At 54.3% G+C, this 17,119-nt stretch carries 15 protein-coding genes; 11 read left to right on the forward strand and 4 right to left on the reverse strand.

The window, feature by feature from the left end; all coding sequences use genetic code 11:
• Positions 1-91 precede the first annotated feature (91 nt).
• Complete coding sequence (locus tag MUU46_RS20360; protein ID WP_258966501.1) at positions 92-1,342, forward strand: MFS transporter; 1,251 nt, start codon at positions 92-94, stop codon at positions 1,340-1,342.
• 365 nt (positions 1,343-1,707) lie between these two features.
• Here MUU46_RS20360 and MUU46_RS20365 read toward each other — a convergent pair whose 3' ends face one another.
• Positions 1,708-2,034 carry a winged helix-turn-helix transcriptional regulator gene (locus MUU46_RS20365; protein ID WP_159758746.1) on the reverse strand — a complete coding sequence of 109 codons (327 nt, stop codon included), beginning with the start codon at positions 2,032-2,034 and terminating at the stop codon, positions 1,708-1,710.
• A 90-nt stretch (positions 2,035-2,124) separates the two neighbouring features.
• Here MUU46_RS20365 and MUU46_RS20370 point away from each other — a divergent pair, with 90 nt between their 5' ends.
• From MUU46_RS20370 to MUU46_RS20380, 3 genes are all read left to right on the forward strand, one after another.
• Positions 2,125-2,451 carry a nuclear transport factor 2 family protein gene (locus tag MUU46_RS20370; protein WP_258966502.1) on the forward strand — a complete coding sequence of 109 codons (327 nt, stop codon included), beginning with the start codon at positions 2,125-2,127 and terminating at the stop codon, positions 2,449-2,451.
• Positions 2,451-3,230, forward strand: a complete 780-nt coding sequence (locus MUU46_RS20375) for an SDR family oxidoreductase (RefSeq protein WP_159758750.1) — start codon at positions 2,451-2,453, stop codon at positions 3,228-3,230. Before MUU46_RS20370 ends, MUU46_RS20375 begins: the two co-directional genes overlap by 1 nt.
• 832 nt (positions 3,231-4,062) lie before the next feature.
• Positions 4,063-5,481: a DUF1254 domain-containing protein gene (locus MUU46_RS20380; RefSeq protein ID WP_258966503.1), complete on the forward strand. Its 1,419-nt coding sequence runs from the start codon at positions 4,063-4,065 to the stop codon at positions 5,479-5,481.
• A gap of 160 nt (positions 5,482-5,641) precedes the next feature.
• Here the strand turns inward: MUU46_RS20380 and MUU46_RS20385 are convergent, their stop codons facing one another.
• Positions 5,642-7,192: a mercuric reductase gene (locus tag MUU46_RS20385; RefSeq protein ID WP_258966504.1), complete on the reverse strand. Its 1,551-nt coding sequence runs from the start codon at positions 7,190-7,192 to the stop codon at positions 5,642-5,644.
• Positions 7,193-7,501: 309 nt separating this feature from the next.
• Between MUU46_RS20385 and astC the strand changes: the two genes are divergently transcribed.
• From astC to ves, 7 genes are all read left to right on the forward strand, one after another.
• Positions 7,502-8,722, forward strand: a complete 1,221-nt coding sequence (astC, locus tag MUU46_RS20390; RefSeq protein WP_258966505.1) for a succinylornithine/acetylornithine transaminase — start codon at positions 7,502-7,504, stop codon at positions 8,720-8,722.
• Positions 8,719-9,753: an arginine N-succinyltransferase gene (gene astA, locus MUU46_RS20395; RefSeq protein WP_258966506.1), complete on the forward strand. Its 1,035-nt coding sequence runs from the start codon at positions 8,719-8,721 to the stop codon at positions 9,751-9,753. Before astC ends, astA begins: the two co-directional genes overlap by 4 nt.
• A complete protein-coding gene (gene astD, locus MUU46_RS20400; RefSeq protein ID WP_258966507.1) occupies positions 9,750-11,228 on the forward strand; it encodes a succinylglutamate-semialdehyde dehydrogenase in 1,479 nt (492 codons plus the stop codon). Before astA ends, astD begins: the two co-directional genes overlap by 4 nt.
• A complete protein-coding gene (gene astB / locus MUU46_RS20405; protein ID WP_258966508.1) occupies positions 11,225-12,550 on the forward strand; it encodes an N-succinylarginine dihydrolase in 1,326 nt (441 codons plus the stop codon). Before astD ends, astB begins: the two co-directional genes overlap by 4 nt.
• Before the next feature lie 10 nt (positions 12,551-12,560).
• The gene (astE, locus tag MUU46_RS20410; RefSeq protein WP_258966509.1) at positions 12,561-13,520 is read left to right on the forward strand and encodes a succinylglutamate desuccinylase; all 960 of its coding nucleotides are present in this window, start codon (positions 12,561-12,563) and stop codon (positions 13,518-13,520) included.
• 341 nt (positions 13,521-13,861) lie between these two features.
• Entirely contained in the window at positions 13,862-14,350 is a 489-nt protein-coding gene (spy, locus tag MUU46_RS20415) for an ATP-independent periplasmic protein-refolding chaperone Spy (protein ID WP_258966510.1), read from the forward strand.
• Positions 14,351-14,650: 300 nt separating this feature from the next.
• Entirely contained in the window at positions 14,651-15,253 is a 603-nt protein-coding gene (ves, locus tag MUU46_RS20420; protein WP_159759286.1) for an environmental stress-induced protein Ves, read from the forward strand.
• Here ves and cho read toward each other — a convergent pair.
• Entirely contained in the window at positions 15,209-16,081 is an 873-nt protein-coding gene (gene cho / locus MUU46_RS20425; protein WP_258966511.1) for an excinuclease Cho, read from the reverse strand. The two genes, ves and cho, sit on opposite strands and share 45 nt — an antisense overlap.
• A gap of 117 nt (positions 16,082-16,198) precedes the next feature.
• The gene (nadE, locus tag MUU46_RS20430) at positions 16,199-17,026 is read right to left on the reverse strand and encodes an NAD(+) synthase (protein WP_258966512.1); all 828 of its coding nucleotides are present in this window, start codon (positions 17,024-17,026) and stop codon (positions 16,199-16,201) included.
• Positions 17,027-17,119: the final 93 nt, after the last annotated feature.

Consider the following 17,119-nt stretch of genomic DNA (forward strand, 5'->3'; position numbering starts at 1 on the left):
ATAATATTGTGCACTCTTAAGTTTATGCTCAAATATTGTTGAAATGCAGGTATTCTAAAAAACATCCTCTATCCTGGAAGCCAGTACCTCAATGAATTCGTGTAACAAAAGAACTCGCGCTTATCAGTTCAAAGCCTTTCGTTATCTATTTGTCGCACGCCTGTTTACCGTACTGGGTAATGGTATTGCACCGATCGCACTTGCGTTCGCAGTCCTTGATATTGGCGGGGCCGTCACTGATTTAGGTATCGTCGTTGCATCACGTTCCATTTTTAACGTTGCATTCTTGTTAATTGGTGGCGTACTGGCGGACCGTTATTCACGTAGCCTCGTTTTAGTCTCTTCTTCAGTAATAGCCGCCGTTTCACAAGCTATCGTTGCATGGTCGGTGCTGGATGGTTCAGCCACTGTGATGAGCCTGGCATTACTTGGTGCGTTGAACGGAGCGGCTGCCGGTATCGCATTACCTGCGTCCTCTGCGCTGGTTCCTCAGACTGTTCCAGCACAGAATTTGCGGGAAGCCAACGCATTAATCCAGCTCGGTATTTATAGCTGTACCGTAATCGGCGCTTCACTAGGTGGAATATTGACCAGTACAGTCGGTCCGGGTTGGGGACTCGCAATTGATGCGCTGGGTTTCGCAGTCTCTGCACCACTTTATTTCTTCATTCGCGCCACATCAATTGAGGCATGTCCATCCCAGGATAATATCTTGCAAGATTTAAAAGAGGGGTGGCAAGAATTCGCCAGTCGAGCTTGGGTCTGGTCGATTGTTGTCCAGTTTACTATTGTTAATGCTGCTTTTAGTGGTGTTGTTATGGTACTTGGGCCAGTGATTGCTGATAGCTCTTTTGGACGAACTAATTGGGGGATTATCGTTGCCGCGCAAAGTATTGGCCTGATTGCAGGATCGTTCCTTGCTCTGCGATGGCGTCCACGGCGAGATCTCTTTATTGGTGTCATGTTGATATCACTTTGCGCAGTGCCGATTTTTATGCTCAGCCAGCTTGCTTCGGCATTGTGGCTTATAGCCACGTTTTTTATTGCCGGCGTCGCTTTTGGCCTGTTCGGCGTGTCCTGGGCTCATTCGCTACAAACGCATATTCCGCCGGAGAAATTGGCTCGCGTATACGCCTATGATGCAGTGGGTTCGTTTGTGGCTATTCCGTTCGGTGAACTGGTCGCCGGACCGCTTGCAATACATTTTGGGAGCAGCCATGTGCTCTTAGTTTCAGCGATGGCGGTAGTCATCGCCACTATTGCTGCCAGTATGGTTCCTGCAATTAGGCTGTTGGATAACTCATCACAGATTAAGTCCCAAAAGGTTACCAATTCCTTATGATGATGCTCAAAAATATGCTGCGATGTCAGGAACGTGCGCTGTTGGCACTTGGCGGACGAACTGACTAAGCGCTGTGAATTCGTAGTGGCTCATTAAATTGTGTCATCTGAACAGAGGTGTACCACTTGCGCTCATGGCACTGAGCAGAAGGGTATAACGTACATAAAGTCTGCTCTGATCGAGGAACGGACGCTAATGCCATCAACACTTAAGTCATCCTGTTGGCTACTTATCGGGTCTATCCAGCTAAAGATAATCCAAATAACCCTCTTCATTGAAATGATAAAACCACTCGCTATCAATCGCGGATTTATAGCCATTTGGAGAAGTGATTTTCGCTCGCAACAAAAAGGCCCCAACGACAACTAATCCTCGCGTTTCTCCGCCCATTTCAGCATTGCATCAAGGGCCGGGCACAGCGCTTGCCCCCACTCGGTCAGGCGATATTCTACTTTCGGAGGCACCTGAGGGTACACCGTGCGAGATACGATGCCGTCGGCTTCCAGTTGTCGCAGTTGCTGCGCCAGCATCTTCTGTGAAATACCCGGGATCAGTTTTTCAAAATCAGAATAGCGCTGTACCTTTCCATCGAACAGATGAAAAAGAATAATTAATTTCCAGCGACCTTCCAGTAGTCGCAGCACATGCTCAACGCCGCTTGCGGCAGATGCTGGTGTATATAACTTACTCATAATTCAGTCGCTCACTTTTTTGTGCGTACTTGTCAATTTTACAGTTTATGTTGAATATTCCGGTACTGTAAATAACGGGAGTTAACAGCTATGTCATTAGCCCTACCGCACGCTATTTGTGACTATTTCGCGATCAGCAACGGCGCAGATATTGCCAACGTTAAGCACTGTTTTACTGCCGATGCTGACGTGAGAGACGAAGGTAAAACGCATAAGGGACACGCAGCGATTGAGGCTTGGCAACGTGCCGCACAGGCCGCGTTTGATTACAGCGTTGAGCCGATTCAGTTCCTCACCGAAGGCCATCGGGTGACGGTCATATCAAACGTTGTCGGTAATTTTCCCGGCAGCCCAATAGTGCTTACACATGCTTTCGGCCTGGTCGGCGACAAGATCAACACACTGGAGATTATCTGATGTCGTTAGATATTGATTTTCAGGGTAAACGCATCCTGGTTACTGCAGGTACCAAAGGTGTCGGCAAAGCGGTCGTTGGATTATTAAAGCAACTGGGTGCCAGGGTATTAACCACCGCGCGTCATACGCCCACAGAATGTATCGCAGACACCTTCGTGGCGGCGGACCTGACCACGGTCAGCGGGTGTGCTTCAGTAGCAGAAGCCGTTCAAATGCATCTGGGCGGTGTCGACGCCATCATCCATGTTGCGGGCGGTTCTACTTCACCAGGTGGTGGTTTTGCAGCCTTGGGTGAAACGGAGTGGCAGCAGGAGCTCAACCTTAATCTGCTGCCAGCGGTACGCTTAGATCGCGCGCTGCTACCAGGGATGGTGGCGCAGGGCTGTGGGGTTATCATTCACGTGACCTCTATCCAGCGTGAACTACCGTTACCGGACTCAACCACCGGCTATGCAGCGGCAAAAGCGGCGCTGTCAGCATACAGCAAGAGCCTGTCGAAAGAGGTATCCCCGAAAGGGGTTCGGGTGGTTCGTGTTGCGCCCGGCTGGATCGAAACTGAAGCTTCGGTTGCGATGGCAGAGCGACTGGCGAAGCATGCGGGAACGGATTACGAAGGCGGTAAGCAACTCATCATGAATGCACTCGGGGGTATCCCTGTTGGCCGTCCATCAAAGCCTATTGAGGTGGCGAATCTCATTGCCTTCCTCGCGTCGTCTCATGCTGCCACCATCACTGGCACCGAATATGTGATAGATGGTGGCACCATCCCGACGGTGTAATGATGTATCTTACTCGGCTCGAATTATGAGCTGATTAAGATTGTCAGAGGCAGAAAATGGTTAATCCTGGTGTCCGCTTTGGCGCAAAACGGCCTGACGTAAGCGGGCAGTCCGTTATGAGTGGACATTCGCATTATCTTTAGTTGAAAGGGCATTATCCATTACTTGGCCCTGCTTGATTATCCACATCAAACTGGAAGGGTACAGAGATTAAGTTTGCTTTTTGGTTATTAAGTTGATTTTCCAGTGCGACATTTTATTCAGCGAAAACATGTCCTGATAACAGCAATGTAGAATATGGGAGCAAAAGCTAAAGTTTATGGGGTTCCATAGTATTCATGATCGGTAAGTCTCGTACGCGTTATTCATTTTATTAAAATCGGAAGCACAGCCAGTCAGGTATGAGTGAATGGTTTCCTTAACTTACTTATTTGTTATATCCAAACGCAACGTTTAATAATAAATATATAAAGATGCGTCGATTGGAAAATAACACTTTTATAATCTGAGACATTCATCTTGCCATGGTTTGCTAAACTTATGACACATCGACACTTAACACTGGCACCGTTTTTAGTGAACTACCTAAAGGGGCCGTCATTCTGGAATTGCCTTTGCTTTCCGTTCGGTTCTGTCTAAGGGAAACTGTCGAAGATGTACACTATTACTCTAAACGCCTGCGCATGTATTATTTGTCGGAAGCCGGTCAGAGAGCAAGGTAACTTCATGATGGGTATACTTTCATTTTAGTTAAATGACGTTGAATTAATCAGTGACTGATTCGTATGAAAGGTCAGTCACAAATGAACATGTTACGTGACAGGAAAAAACCATGATCAAAATAAAACCGTTAGCGCAAGCTCTTCTCTTAACCGGCCTGCTCGGAGGCTCCGCCTCCGTACTGGCCCAGGCGAATACTCAGTCCTACCACGATCCTTTGCTCACATTGCAAGGTACACCTGATGTTGTGAACAAAGGACTGGACGTGGATGGTTACAGCTCTGCTGTTTCAGCCTGGAATTGGGGGTATCCGATTGTGCGTATGGAGCAGGTTGTTCGTGATTACATCAATGTGCCGTCACCAAAACCAGCAACCAGTTACCGGGCCCCACTGAACCAGATTGGCTGGGCAACAGAACTGGCGACACCTGCAGCAAAAGATATGCCGAGCGCCAACAACGACACGCTGTATATGAGCGCTGTGGTAAAACTTGATGAGCCTTACGTCCTGACCGTGCCGGATACTCATGACCGCTATTACGTGGTGGATGTGTTCGATATGTGGCAGGAGCTGGAGCACTACATCGGCAGAAGAACCACGGGCACTGCGGCCGGGAAATTCGTTTTAGTTCCGCCAGGCTGGGAAGGTAAACTGCCCGGAGACGCGAAGGTTCTGCATGTTTCAACCAATAAAATCTGGCTGTGGGGTCGCCTGCGCGTTAAGCAGGGTGAAGATATGGCACCACTGCACACGCTACAGAAAGAATTCAAGCTCACCTCACTCAGTGGCAAGGTCTACTCCGACACATTACCGCCGCTGCCGGAGTTGAAAAATGACGGACTCGATTTCTTCCGTCTGCTGGCTGCAGCGTTAAAAGAGAACCCGGTCAAACCTGAGGATAAAGGTCTGTATGGTCAGTTCAGCCGTATTGGTCTGACCGACAGCGGTTACAACCCTGAACATGTGCCTCAGGTCATGCTTGACGGCGTTAAACGTGGCCTGGCCGATGCGCCAGCCGTTGCAGCGTCGACGCTAACCAGTACCTCTGAAATCCGTAATGGCTGGAGCTATGTGCGCGGTCTGGATTCCTTCGGTTATAACTATCCGTTGCGCTCTCTGGTTTCCGGGCCTTATCTCGGCGGTCAGGGTGAGAAAGAAGCGGTCTATCCAATCCGCTACAACGACAGTGAAGAACAGCCGCTGACAGGCGCGAATGATTACACCATTAGGCTGCCAACTCAGCCGCCGGTGAACGCATTCTGGTCCATCACGATGTACGATGCTAAGACCAAAATGCTCGTGAATAATGAGTTGAATCGTTACAAAGTTGGTACCGACACTGAAGGTCTGGTCGTGGGCAAAGATGGCAGTGTGACCATCACCCTGAGCCATAAAAAACCGACCGACCCGAATGCCAACTGGTTGCCTGCACCTGAAGGCAACTTCTATATGTTGTTCCGTATGTATCAGCCGCAGGATGCCGTCATGAAAAATGACTGGAAACTGCCGCAGGTGACAAAAAGTCACTGATAATTGGCAGTTATGATTGAGAGATGAAGGCTCGACTCCGAAGTGAATACCCTTCCAAAGCCAGGCTGAACGCGTCGTTGTTGTATAAGGGCCGTAATATTTTTGATATTGCGGCCCTTTTTACTTAAAACTTTTCCCTGGTAAGCAACGTCCCTTGTTTTTAGATCAGCGGTTTAAGCCTTGCCAACACTGTCGGGAAAAATTCCGCCACGGTCGGGTGCACGGGCAGCGCCTGGAGCATCAGCCGGTAACTGGCCCCGGTGGCCATATAATTGGAAATCACCGAGATGATCTCATCGCCGCCGATACCGAGGATTGCCGCCCCGAGGAAGCGCTCGCTTTGCGCATCGACAATCAGGCGCATCATGCCGTAGATTTCGCTTTCTTCTTTGGCCCGGCTGACATCGGCCATGTTGAAATCGGCCACCAGGATTTGCGCCCCTTGTTTCACTTGTTGCCGAGCCTGTGCCAGCGTAATGCCCACCCGACCCAGCGGCGGGTCGGTAAACATGGCGTAACTCAGTGCGCGCCTGTCTGCGTCGTGCCATTGCCCGTCCGACTGCTGGCCGTCAATTTCCGCCAGCACTATTTGGAAATCGTGATAGCTGGTGTGGGTGAACGCGCCACGCCCGTTGATATCGCCCAGCGCTTTAATGCCTGCGATGTTGGTATTGAAGTTCGCATCGGTGCGAATAAAGCCGCGCGCGTCGGTTTCTATCCCAACGGCCTCGAGATTCAGTCGTTCTGAATTAGGCTGGCGGCCGGTCGCAATTAACAGATGGTTGGCGCTTATTTCATGGCCGTCCGCGAGCTGAATGCTCAGCCCGTCTGCGGCGGGGGCCAGGCTGTTTATGCTGCTGTTGAGATAAAACGTAATCCCTTCATCGCGCAGGAAATCGGTAATGTGCTGGCTGATGTCGGCGTCTTCACGCTCGGCAATGCGATCCGCACGGTGAATAATCGACACGACTGCGCCAAGGCGACGAAAGAGTTGCCCCAGCTCCAGCCCGATATAGCTGGCCCCGAGTATAACCAGATGCTTCGGGCATTCGGTCAGCGCCAGCAGGCTGGCGTTATCGAGGTACGGCACGGTCTCCAGGCCGGGCAGCGAGGGGATAAACGCCCGAGTGCCGGTATTGAGATACACCTGCGCGGCAGACAGCATTTCACCGTTGACCTCAAGCAGAAAACGCTCGCCGTCGCGCCCGACAAAACGCGCCCAGCCGTGGATCGTTTCTACATTGTCGGTGCCCTCCAGCCACTGAACCAGCCCGCTGCGCGAGGACTCAACCCGGGCGTGCATCCGCGCCATCGCAGCGGAAAAATCAACGCTCACCGGCCCGGTGTTCACACCAAAATCCGCAGCCCGACGCGCCATGTGCGCCACCCGGGCGGATTTGCGCAGGGTTTTGGTCGGCGTGCAGCCGAAATTGACACAGGTGCCGCCAAAAAAATTGCCTTCAATCAGCGCGACGTGCTGACCGCGCGCCGCCAGTTCAACCGCCAAAGACGGGGCCGCCTGGCCTGCACCAATCAGTACCGCATCAAAAAGCCGCATAGGTTTCCTCGCCAGGTTGCCAGTGAAATAAACCTCTTGAGCGTAGTGCAGCGGAAGAAGGGCGACAAACAGGACGCGATAGGTGCAAACGGAATGGCGGTCTGGCGGTTTAATAACCGATTTATCCTCCAGCGATGCGACTTTTTGGCGCACGACGCCCCGTTTTGGGGCGGGAATTTACGACAAATGTCGCAGCCCTCACAAATCACGAATTAAGATTTACTAATGCATAATGTTGCTCTTATTAATCCTTCTAATGGCGCTGAAATCGGTTTCTATTCACTTTATATGCATTAATGGTGAATGGGTGTGGGTTGTAAGTTATTGATATTTAGTTGCCGGCTTCCATTTATGCACTTTTGTCGCTGGCTGGCACGATGCCTGCAATATACATTTACAGCACAAGTGCTCATATTAATTAACATCACAATAACGTTGTGTTTACCGGAAGAAGAGGTTGCTATGTCTCAGTCAGTTACGCGTGGAAATTTTGACGATTGGATGATGCCGGTCTACGCCCCGGCGCCTTTTATTCCGGTACGTGGAGAAGGGTCTCGCCTGTGGGATCAGCAGGGCAAAGAGTACATTGATTTTGCGGGTGGGATCGCGGTGAACGCCTTGGGCCATGCGCATCCGGCGATGGTTCGCGCCCTGACCGAACAGGCCGGAAAGTTCTGGCATACTGGCAACGGCTACAGCAATGAACCGGTGCTGAAGCTTGCAAAACAGCTGATTGACGCCACTTTTGCCGACAAAGTATTTTTCTGTAACTCCGGGGCGGAAGCCAACGAAGCGGCGCTGAAGCTGGCGCGTAAATATGCCCACGACAAATTTGGCCCACAGAAAAGCGGCATCGTGGCCTTCAAAAACGCATTCCACGGCCGCACGCTGTTTACCGTCAGCGCGGGCGGACAGCCTTCCTATTCGCAGGATTTCGCGCCGCTGCCACCACAGATTCAGCACGCGGTGTATAACGACATCGACTCCGCGAGAGCGCTCATCAACGACGACACCTGCGCGGTGATTGTTGAGCCTATTCAGGGCGAAGGCGGCGTGGTACCTGCCACTCCGGCCTTCCTGAAAGAACTGCGTGAACTGTGTGACCGTCACAACGCGCTGCTTATCTTTGACGAAGTGCAGACCGGCGTGGGCCGTACCGGCGAGCTGTACGCTTATATGCATTACGGCGTAACGCCTGATGCGCTGTCGACGGCGAAAGCGCTCGGCGGCGGTTTCCCGATTGGCGCGCTGCTGACCCGCGAGGAATTTTCCCGCGTAATGACCGTCGGCACCCACGGCACCACCTACGGCGGCAATCCGCTGGCCTGCGCGGTAGCCGGGGAAGTGCTTTCTATTATTAATACCCATGACGTACTGAATGGCGTGAAGCAGCGCAACCAGTGGTTTACCGAACGCCTGAGCGCCATCAATGCCCAGTTCGGTTTATTCGACGACGTGCGCGGCATGGGCCTGCTTATCGGCTGCGTGCTGAAAGCGGAATATGCCGGAAAAGCCAAGCAGATTAGCCAGCTCGCCGCTGAAAACGGGCTGATGGTGCTGATCGCCGGGGCCAACGTGGTGCGCTTTGCGCCTGCGTTGATTATCAGCGAAGCAGAGGTGAAGGCCGGTCTCGACCGCTTTGCCAAAACCTGCGAGCGCTTTGTCTCTGAGGTGTCATCATGATGGTGATCCGTCCGGTCGGACATGAGGATTTGCCCGGCCTGCTGGCGCTTGCAGGGAAAACGGGCGGCGGTTTAACGTCGCTTCCTGCCGATGAAACCACACTGTCGGCGCGCATTGAACGCTCGATCAACACCTGGAATGGCAGCCTCGAGAAAGGCGAACAGGGCTACGTTTTCGTGCTGGAGGATACGTCCACCGGTCGCGTGGCGGGGATTTGTGCCATCGAGGTCGCGGTCGGCCTGCACGACTCCTGGTACAACTATCGCGTCGGTACTCAGGTTCATGCGTCGAAAGAGCTGAACGTTTACAACGCGTTGCCGACGCTGTTTCTGAGTAACGATCACACCGGCAGCAGCGAACTCTGTACGCTGTTTCTTGACCCGGAATGGCGTAAAGAGGGCAACGGCTACCTCTTGTCAAAATCCCGATTCCTGTTTATGGCCGCCTTCCGTGACCGCTTTAATGACAAAGTGGTGGCAGAGATGCGCGGCGTGATCGACGAGCACGGCTACTCCCCGTTCTGGGAAAGCCTCGGCCAACGTTTCTTCTCAATGCCGTTTGCCCGCGCGGACTACCTGTGTGGCACCGGGCAAAAAGCGTTTATCGCCGAATTGATGCCCAAACATCCGATTTACACGGATTTCCTTTCCGAAGAGGCGCGGGCGGTAATTGGCGAAGTACACCCGCAAACCGCACCCGCGCGTGCGGTGCTGGAAAAAGAAGGGTTCCGTTACCGTAACTACGTCGATATTTTCGACGGCGGCCCGACGCTGGAGTGTGATATTGACCGCGTGCGCGCGATCCGCAAAAGCCGTCTGGTGGAAGTGGGCGAAGGCCAACCTGCGCCGGGCGAGTTACCGACCTGTCTGGTCGCCAACGAACAGTATCAGCAGTATCGAGCGATGCTGGTGGAGGCTGACCCGCACACCGACAGACTGTTGCTGAGTGCGAAACAGCTCGATGCCCTGAAATGCCATGCGGGTGACCGCGTACGGTTGGTTCGCCTTTGCCCTGAGGAGAAAAAAGCATGAGTTTATGGATCAATGGCGACTGGGTCGCCGGGCGCGCAGAGGCACGCAGCAAAACTAATCCGGTTACGCACGAAGCGGTGTGGCAAGGGAATGACGCAGATGCCGAACAAGTTACCGAGGCGGTAAAAGCGGCGCGTGTAGCGTTCCCCGCCTGGGCAAAACAACCGTTCAGCACGCGGCAACAGATTGCTGAGAAATTTGCCGCGCTGCTGGAAAGTAATAAAGACGCGCTGACGGAGGTTATCGCCCGCGAAACCGGCAAACCACGCTGGGAAGCGGCGACGGAAATCGGCGCGATGATCAACAAAATTGCCATTTCGGTGAAGGGCTATCACAGCCGTACCGGTGAACAGGAAACGCCGATGCCTGACGGCGCGGCCACGCTGCGTCATCGTCCACACGGTGTACTGGCGGTATTTGGTCCGTATAACTTCCCCGGCCATTTGCCGAACGGACACATCGTTCCGGCGCTGCTGGCGGGCAATACCGTGGTTTTCAAACCGAGCGAGTTAACGCCAATGAGCGGCGAAGCCGTGGTGAAACTGTGGCAGCAGGCGGGCTTACCGGCGGGCGTGTTGAACCTGATTCAGGGCGGGCGCGCGGTCGGTGAAGCATTAAGCGGACAGGCCGATCTCGACGGGCTGCTGTTTACAGGCAGCTCGAATACCGGTTTTACGCTGCACCGCCAGCTGGCGGGACAGCCGCAGAAAATTCTCGCGCTGGAAATGGGCGGCAACAATCCGCTGATCGTCGATGAACCGCAGGAAATTGATGCCGCGGTTCACGTGGCGGTGCAATCGGCGTTTATTACCGCCGGACAGCGCTGTACCTGCGCCCGTCGTCTGCTGGTGAAACGCGGTGAAGCAGGGGATGCGTTCCTGAAACGTCTGGTGGAGGTCACCCGTCGGATCGTGCCTGACAGCTGGCACGCCGAACCGCAGCCGTTTATCGGCGGCCTGATTTCTGAACAGGCCGCGCAAAATGTGCGTACTGCCTGGCTGCAGCACGTTGCCAACGGCGGTGTGTCGCTGTTGGAGCCGCGATTGCTAAAACCCGGCACGTCATTAGTGACTCCGGGCATTATTGATATGACCGAAGCGCAAAATGTGGCGGATGAAGAAGTGTTTGGCCCGCTGCTTTGCGTCTGGCGTTACGACACTTTTGATGAAGCGATTATTCTGGCGAACAACACCCGTTACGGCCTCTCGTGCGGGCTGGTGTCTGCCGATCGTGAGAAATTTGACCAGTTGCTGCTGGAAGCCCGCGCAGGGATCGTCAACTGGAATAAACCGTTGACCGGCGCGGCGAGTACGGCCCCGTTTGGCGGCGTGGGTGCGTCGGGCAACCATCGACCGGGCGCATGGTACGCCGCGGATTATTGCGCATGGCCGATGGCAAGCCTGGAATCTCCGGGACTGAGTCTGCCGGGCACGCTCAATCCGGGTCTCGATTTTTCCTCTGAGGTGAAATCATGAAAGCCTGGGAAGTTAACTTTGACGGGCTGCCGGGACTGACGCACCACTATGCCGGGCTGTCCTTCGGCAATGAAGCCTCGACGAAGCACCGTTTCCGCGTGTCGAACCCGCAACTAGCGGCGAAACAGGGCCTGCTGAAGATGAAGGCCCTGGCGGATCTCGGTTATAAACAGGCCGTGCTACCGCCGCAGGAGCGCCCGAACGTACCGCTCCTGCGCCAGCTTGGCTTTACCGGTAGCGATGAGCAGGTCATCGAAAAAGCGGCAGCCCAGTCGCCGCAGCTGTTATCCGCCGTGAGTTCCGCTTCGTCGATGTGGGTGGCGAATGCCGCGACGGTTTGCCCGTCGGCCGATGCGCTGGACGGCAAAGTGCATCTGACGGTGGCGAATCTCAATAATAAATTCCACCGCGCCAGCGAAGCCCCGACCACCGAAGCGGTGCTGCGGGCGATTTTCAATAATGAGCAGACATTTGCCGTTCACGGCGCATTGCCTCAGGTGGCGATGTTTGGCGACGAAGGGGCGGCAAACCATAACCGCCTCGGCGGCGATTACCATCAGCCGGGCCTGCAAATGTTCGTGTATGGGCGTGAAGAGGGCGGCCCGCAGCAGCCGCAGCGCTACCCGGCTCGTCAGACGCTGGAGGCCAGCCAGGCGGTGGCCCGACTCAACCAGGTGAACCCGCAGCAGGTTATCTTTGCGCAGCAGAATCCAGCGGTGATCGACCAGGGCGTGTTCCATAACGATGTGATTGCGGTCAGCAACCGTCAGGTGCTGTTCTGCCATCAACAGGCGTTTTTGGATCAGCCACAGTTATTGGCCCAGCTGCGTGAGCGCGTGCCGGGCTTTACGCCGGTGGAAGTGCTGACCTCTCGCGTGTCGGTGAACGATGCGGTGTCGACGTATCTGTTTAACAGCCAATTGCTCAGCAAGCCCGATGGCAGCATGATGCTGGTCCTGCCGCAGGAGTCGTGTGAACATCAGGGCGTGTGGTCGTATCTGAATGATATGTTGGCGCAAGACAACCCGATTAACGAACTGAAAGTGTTTGATCTGCGCGAAAGCATGGCCAACGGCGGCGGTCCGGCGTGTTTGCGCCTGCGAGTGGTGCTGAATGAGGCCGAACTTCAGGCTGTGAATCCGTCGGTGCTGATGAACGATTCGCTGTTCGACACGCTGAATACCTGGGTCGACAGATATTATCGTGATCGCCTGACTCAGGCGGATTTGGCTGACCCGCAGCTATTGCGCGAAGGGCGCGAAGCGCTGGATCAGCTGACGCAAATTCTGGATCTCGGTTCGGTGTACCCGTTCCAGCAGTAAAGGAGGCAGGATGGAGGACTTTCTGGCGCTGACGCTCTCGGGTGAAAATCCGGCGCAGACGCGCGGCGAAACGGCACACTTTCACTGGCAATGGCACGAACGTGGCATTCTGGAATTGACGCCGTTCGCGAGTTGTTCCCAGGCACTGGTGCTGTCGGCGGGCATTCATGGCAATGAAACCGCACCGGTAGAAATGGTCGATTCGCTGCTGAACGGCCTGTTCAGGGGCGAAATTGTTCTGGGCTGGCGGTTGTTGCTGGTGTTGGGGAATCCTCCGGCGCTGGTGGACAACAAGCGTTATCTGCACAGTGATATGAACCGGATGTTCGGCGGGCGCTGGCATGAGTTTGTGCCGTCGCTGGAAACGGCCCGCGCGGCGCGGCTCGAGCACGCGCTGTCCCAGTTCTGGCAACCGCTGGATTCCCTGCGTTGGCATCTCGATATGCACACCGCCATTCGCGGCTCGCATCATGTGCGCTTTGGCGTGCTGCCGATGCGCAAAGAGCCGTGGGACGATACCTTCCTGCACTGGCTTGGCGCGGCAGGACTGGAGGCGCTGGTGTTCCATCAAAGCCCTGGCGGAACGTTTACCCATTACAGCACCGAGCGCTTTAGCGCGTTTGCCTGCACGCTTGAGCTTGGTAAGGCGCTGCCGTTTGGGTGCAACGATTTAAGCCAGTTTGCGGCCACGCAAACTGTGCTGGCGCAGCTGCTCGGCGGGGAGATAGCGTCCGCGCCGCTGCCGCTGAAATATCGCGTTGCACAGCAAATCACCCGCCACGACGATCGTTTCCAGCTGCATATGTCCACTGAGACGCTGAACTTCACGGCTTTCCCCGCAGGCACGCTGCTGGCGGAAGAGGGCGATACGCGCTGGCTGGCGAAGCATGACACTGAATATGTGCTGTTTCCCAATCCGAACGTCGCCCCCGGGCTTCGGGCCGGATTGATGCTGGTACGCGAAGCCTGAATCAATTGACGGCGGCGATGAATTCCCTTCATCGCCGCCTTTTTATTTGTTAGGCGAAACGTGTTTACCGCGGAGATTGCGGAGTATTCTTATAAACCGCTTTTTAATTAATCAAGATTGCGTTAGACTTCTTCATAATCTCTTCCAGAACAGCCAGTTACCTATTTCCTCTTGCAACTCTCCACACTTTTTCCTTATTTCCTCCACAATTGACGAAAAATTGCTTTTTATACTTTCACTGTTTTACGCTTGCTCTGACTAATTGACGTTAAAGCCCGTAAAGTTAATCACGTCAACACGGCAATGCGCCGTAAAAAATAACTGAAAGTAAGGAACATATTATGAAAAAGATGACAACTGCTCTGATTATCGCTTCTACCCTGGCTCTGGGCGCTGCTAACCTGGCTCACGCCGCAGACACGACAACGACCACCACCACTGAAAGCGCGCCGATGATGCACCATAAAGGCAAGCCGGGCATGCATCACGACATGATGTTTAAAGGCCTGAACCTGACCGACGCGCAGAAACAACAGATCCGCGACATCATGAAAGAGCAGCGCGGCAAAATGCAGCGTCCGTCCCTCGACGAACGTCGTGCCATGCATAACCTGATTGCCAGCGACTCCTTCGATAAAGCGAAAGCCGAAGAGATGGTGACCAAAATGGAAGCCCAGCACAAAGACATGGCGGTTTCCCGTATGGAAACGCAGAACAAGATCTACAACATCCTGACCCCGGAACAGAAAAAGCAATTTAATGCCAATTTTGAGAAGCGTCTGACAGAACATCACGCGCCAGAAGGTAAGATGCAGTCATCTGCTGAGTAATTCCAGCCGAGCTGACTTAAAGACCGCCGGTCTTGCCCACACGCCCATTACAGGCGGTGGGCAGGACCGGCGGTTTTTCTTTATTGCCCCCTTGCCAGTTGTCACATTCCCGGTATTCTCATGGCACGCCCGTTGACTCTTTCTTCCCGGATATCAGACCGTTACTGGTCATTCATAGCAATAAGTGCATAAAGCCGCTAAGGCTCTTCATGCCTTCTGCCGATACTCCGTGTGTGGTGAAAAAAAGATAATAAGCATGGCTGCCGCCGTAGCAGCCTGAGTCGTTCTTCAGGAGTGATGATGGAATACTTTGATATCCGCAAGATGCCAGTCAGTCTGTGGAAAAATGGCGCGGGTGAAACCCGTGAGCTTTGCTGTTTTCCACCTGCCACCCGTGATTTCAACTGGCGCGCCAGTATCGCGTCGATTGCGGGCAGCGGTGAGTTTTCAGCATTTCCCGGCGTGGACAGGGTGATAACGCTGCTCGAAGGCGGCGAAGTGACGCTCGACGGCGGGAATGCCTTCCATCACACCTTAAAGCGTTTCCAGCCGTTCCGTTTCTCCGGGGAGCAAACGGTGCGGGCGCAGCTTTCTGAAGGGCAGATGTCGATGGATCTTAATATCATGACCCGACGCGAACGCTGCCAGGCCAAAGTGCGCGTCGCTGACCGGACGTTTACCACTTTTGGCGCGCGCGGTGGCATGGTGCTGGTGCTGAGCGGCGCGTGGCAATTGGGGGACAAACTGCTGACCGCCGAGCAGGGCGCGTACTGGCAGGACGAACATCACACTATTCGCCTGCTGAAAGACGAAGGCAAAATCCTTTACAGCGCCATCAGCTGGAATCCGGCGTGGCCGCTAACGGCGGTCAGCCAGGTCGATGATCTCAGCCTGGCCGGTTAACAGCGGCTTGCAGAGAATTTTATAACCGTCGTGATCGAACCCGGCAGGTAATCGGCGCAGCGCGTCGGCGGCAGAGAGGCTGGATACCGAACCGAGCCACAGCCAGTTGTGGATGATGTGATATTCGGTCATATCTGCCGCATCTTCTTTCAGCGCGATCGACCCTTGCCAGGGCCAGCAAATCAGCTGCAGTTTTGCCAGCGCAGCTCGCAAACGCTGGAGGTGCGCTTCCACGCTCTCTTTCCCACAACATGCCCCGGCGCAGCGTTTCAACGCTGAGCGAAAACATCCGCGCCCGCGAGTGAGGGTTTCCAGACCCAGTAATCCGTAACACAGTTGGTGCTCATCGGCGAGCGTTTGCAGCGCCTGAAGCGCCGCCCGGCGATTAGCAAATAAGCCGTACAGACCCGGCTGATGGGCAAAGTCAATCTCTTTGGCGTAAACCACCTGCGGCTGCGTGTCGTATAACAGCAGCGAGCACAGCTGACGATTGCGGCGCAGACGCTTGTTGAACAGCGGCTGCTGCTCTTTGATCAGTTTCGCTTCGAGCAGGAGGGCGCCTACTTCGCCCGCCGTACGCACCCAGCTGATGCGCCGTGACTGGCGCAGCATGGCGGCTTCGTCTGGCGTACGCAGGTGCGAGAGAATCCGGCTTCTCAGGTTGATGCTTTTACCGATGTACAGCGGCAGCGTGTCGCTTTCGCCATGAAAGGTGTATACGCCGGGCAGGGAAGGCAGTGCTTCCAGCGACGGACGCAGATGTTCGGGATATTCGTAGATTGCCGCCGCTTCAAATTCAAGACGCGGGGCGGATTGACGCCTGACCACATTGACTCCTGATACTGTTTATCCGAACAGTATAGCAGCGTCGCGCAGGATGAAAAAGGTGAAAAAATCAGCAGAGGGTTGCCGGGTAAACGAGAGTTACCCGGCAATGGTGAGTTATTAACGCTTCCAGAAATCGTCGAAAACGGTGATCGGAGGACGACGTTTGTGTTCAGTTTTCAGGTACCAGCCTTCGATGATGCGGGCAGTGGCGGCATCGACAGGCTTACCTTCAAGATAATCGTCAATGTTTTCATAGGTGACGCCAAGTGCTGCTTCGTCCGGCAGAGAAGGGCGATCATCTTCCAGGTCGGCGGTTGGGGCTTTCTGATACAAATGCTCCGGGCAGCCGAGAGTGGCTAACAGCTGCTTGCCCTGGCGTTTGTTGAGTCGGAAAATCGGGTTGATGTCGGTGCCGCCGTCACCGTATTTGGTGAAGAACCCGGTCACCGCTTCGGCCGCATGATCGGTGCCGACCACCACACCTTTGGTCATTCCGGCAATGCTGTACTGTGCTTTCATGCGCTCGCGGGCTTTTTCATTGCCGCGCACGAAGTCGCTAAGCTCAATACCCGCTTCACGCAGCGCTTGTTCACTCGCCAGTACCGCGCCCTTGATGTTGACCGTAAGCACGCGATCCGGCTGGATAAACGCGATTGCATCCTGGCAATCCTGTTCATCGGCCTGAACGCCAAACGGCAGGCGTACGGCGATAAATTCCAGGCTGTCGTCACCGTTTTCTTTGCGCAGTTCACTGATAGCCATCTGGCACAGTTTGCCGGTGAGCGTGGAGTCCTGACCACCGCTGATCCCCAACACCAGTGACTTAATAAACGGCAAGGTGGTGAGATACGACTTCAGAAATTCCACGCTACGGCGAATTTCTGCTTCGCTGTTGACCTGCGGCTGAACGCCGAGCGCCTTAATAATCTCTTGTTGCAGAGCCATTTACCCCTCCCATAAAAGGTTGTCTTCTATCTGCTAAAGCTACCTCTTTGCTGAGAAAACGACAAGGATCACATTTTTGAATGCCGTAAAATG

The sequence above is a fragment of the Scandinavium tedordense genome, from assembly GCF_024764965.1.
Lineage (GTDB): Bacteria > Pseudomonadota > Gammaproteobacteria > Enterobacterales > Enterobacteriaceae > Scandinavium > Scandinavium tedordense.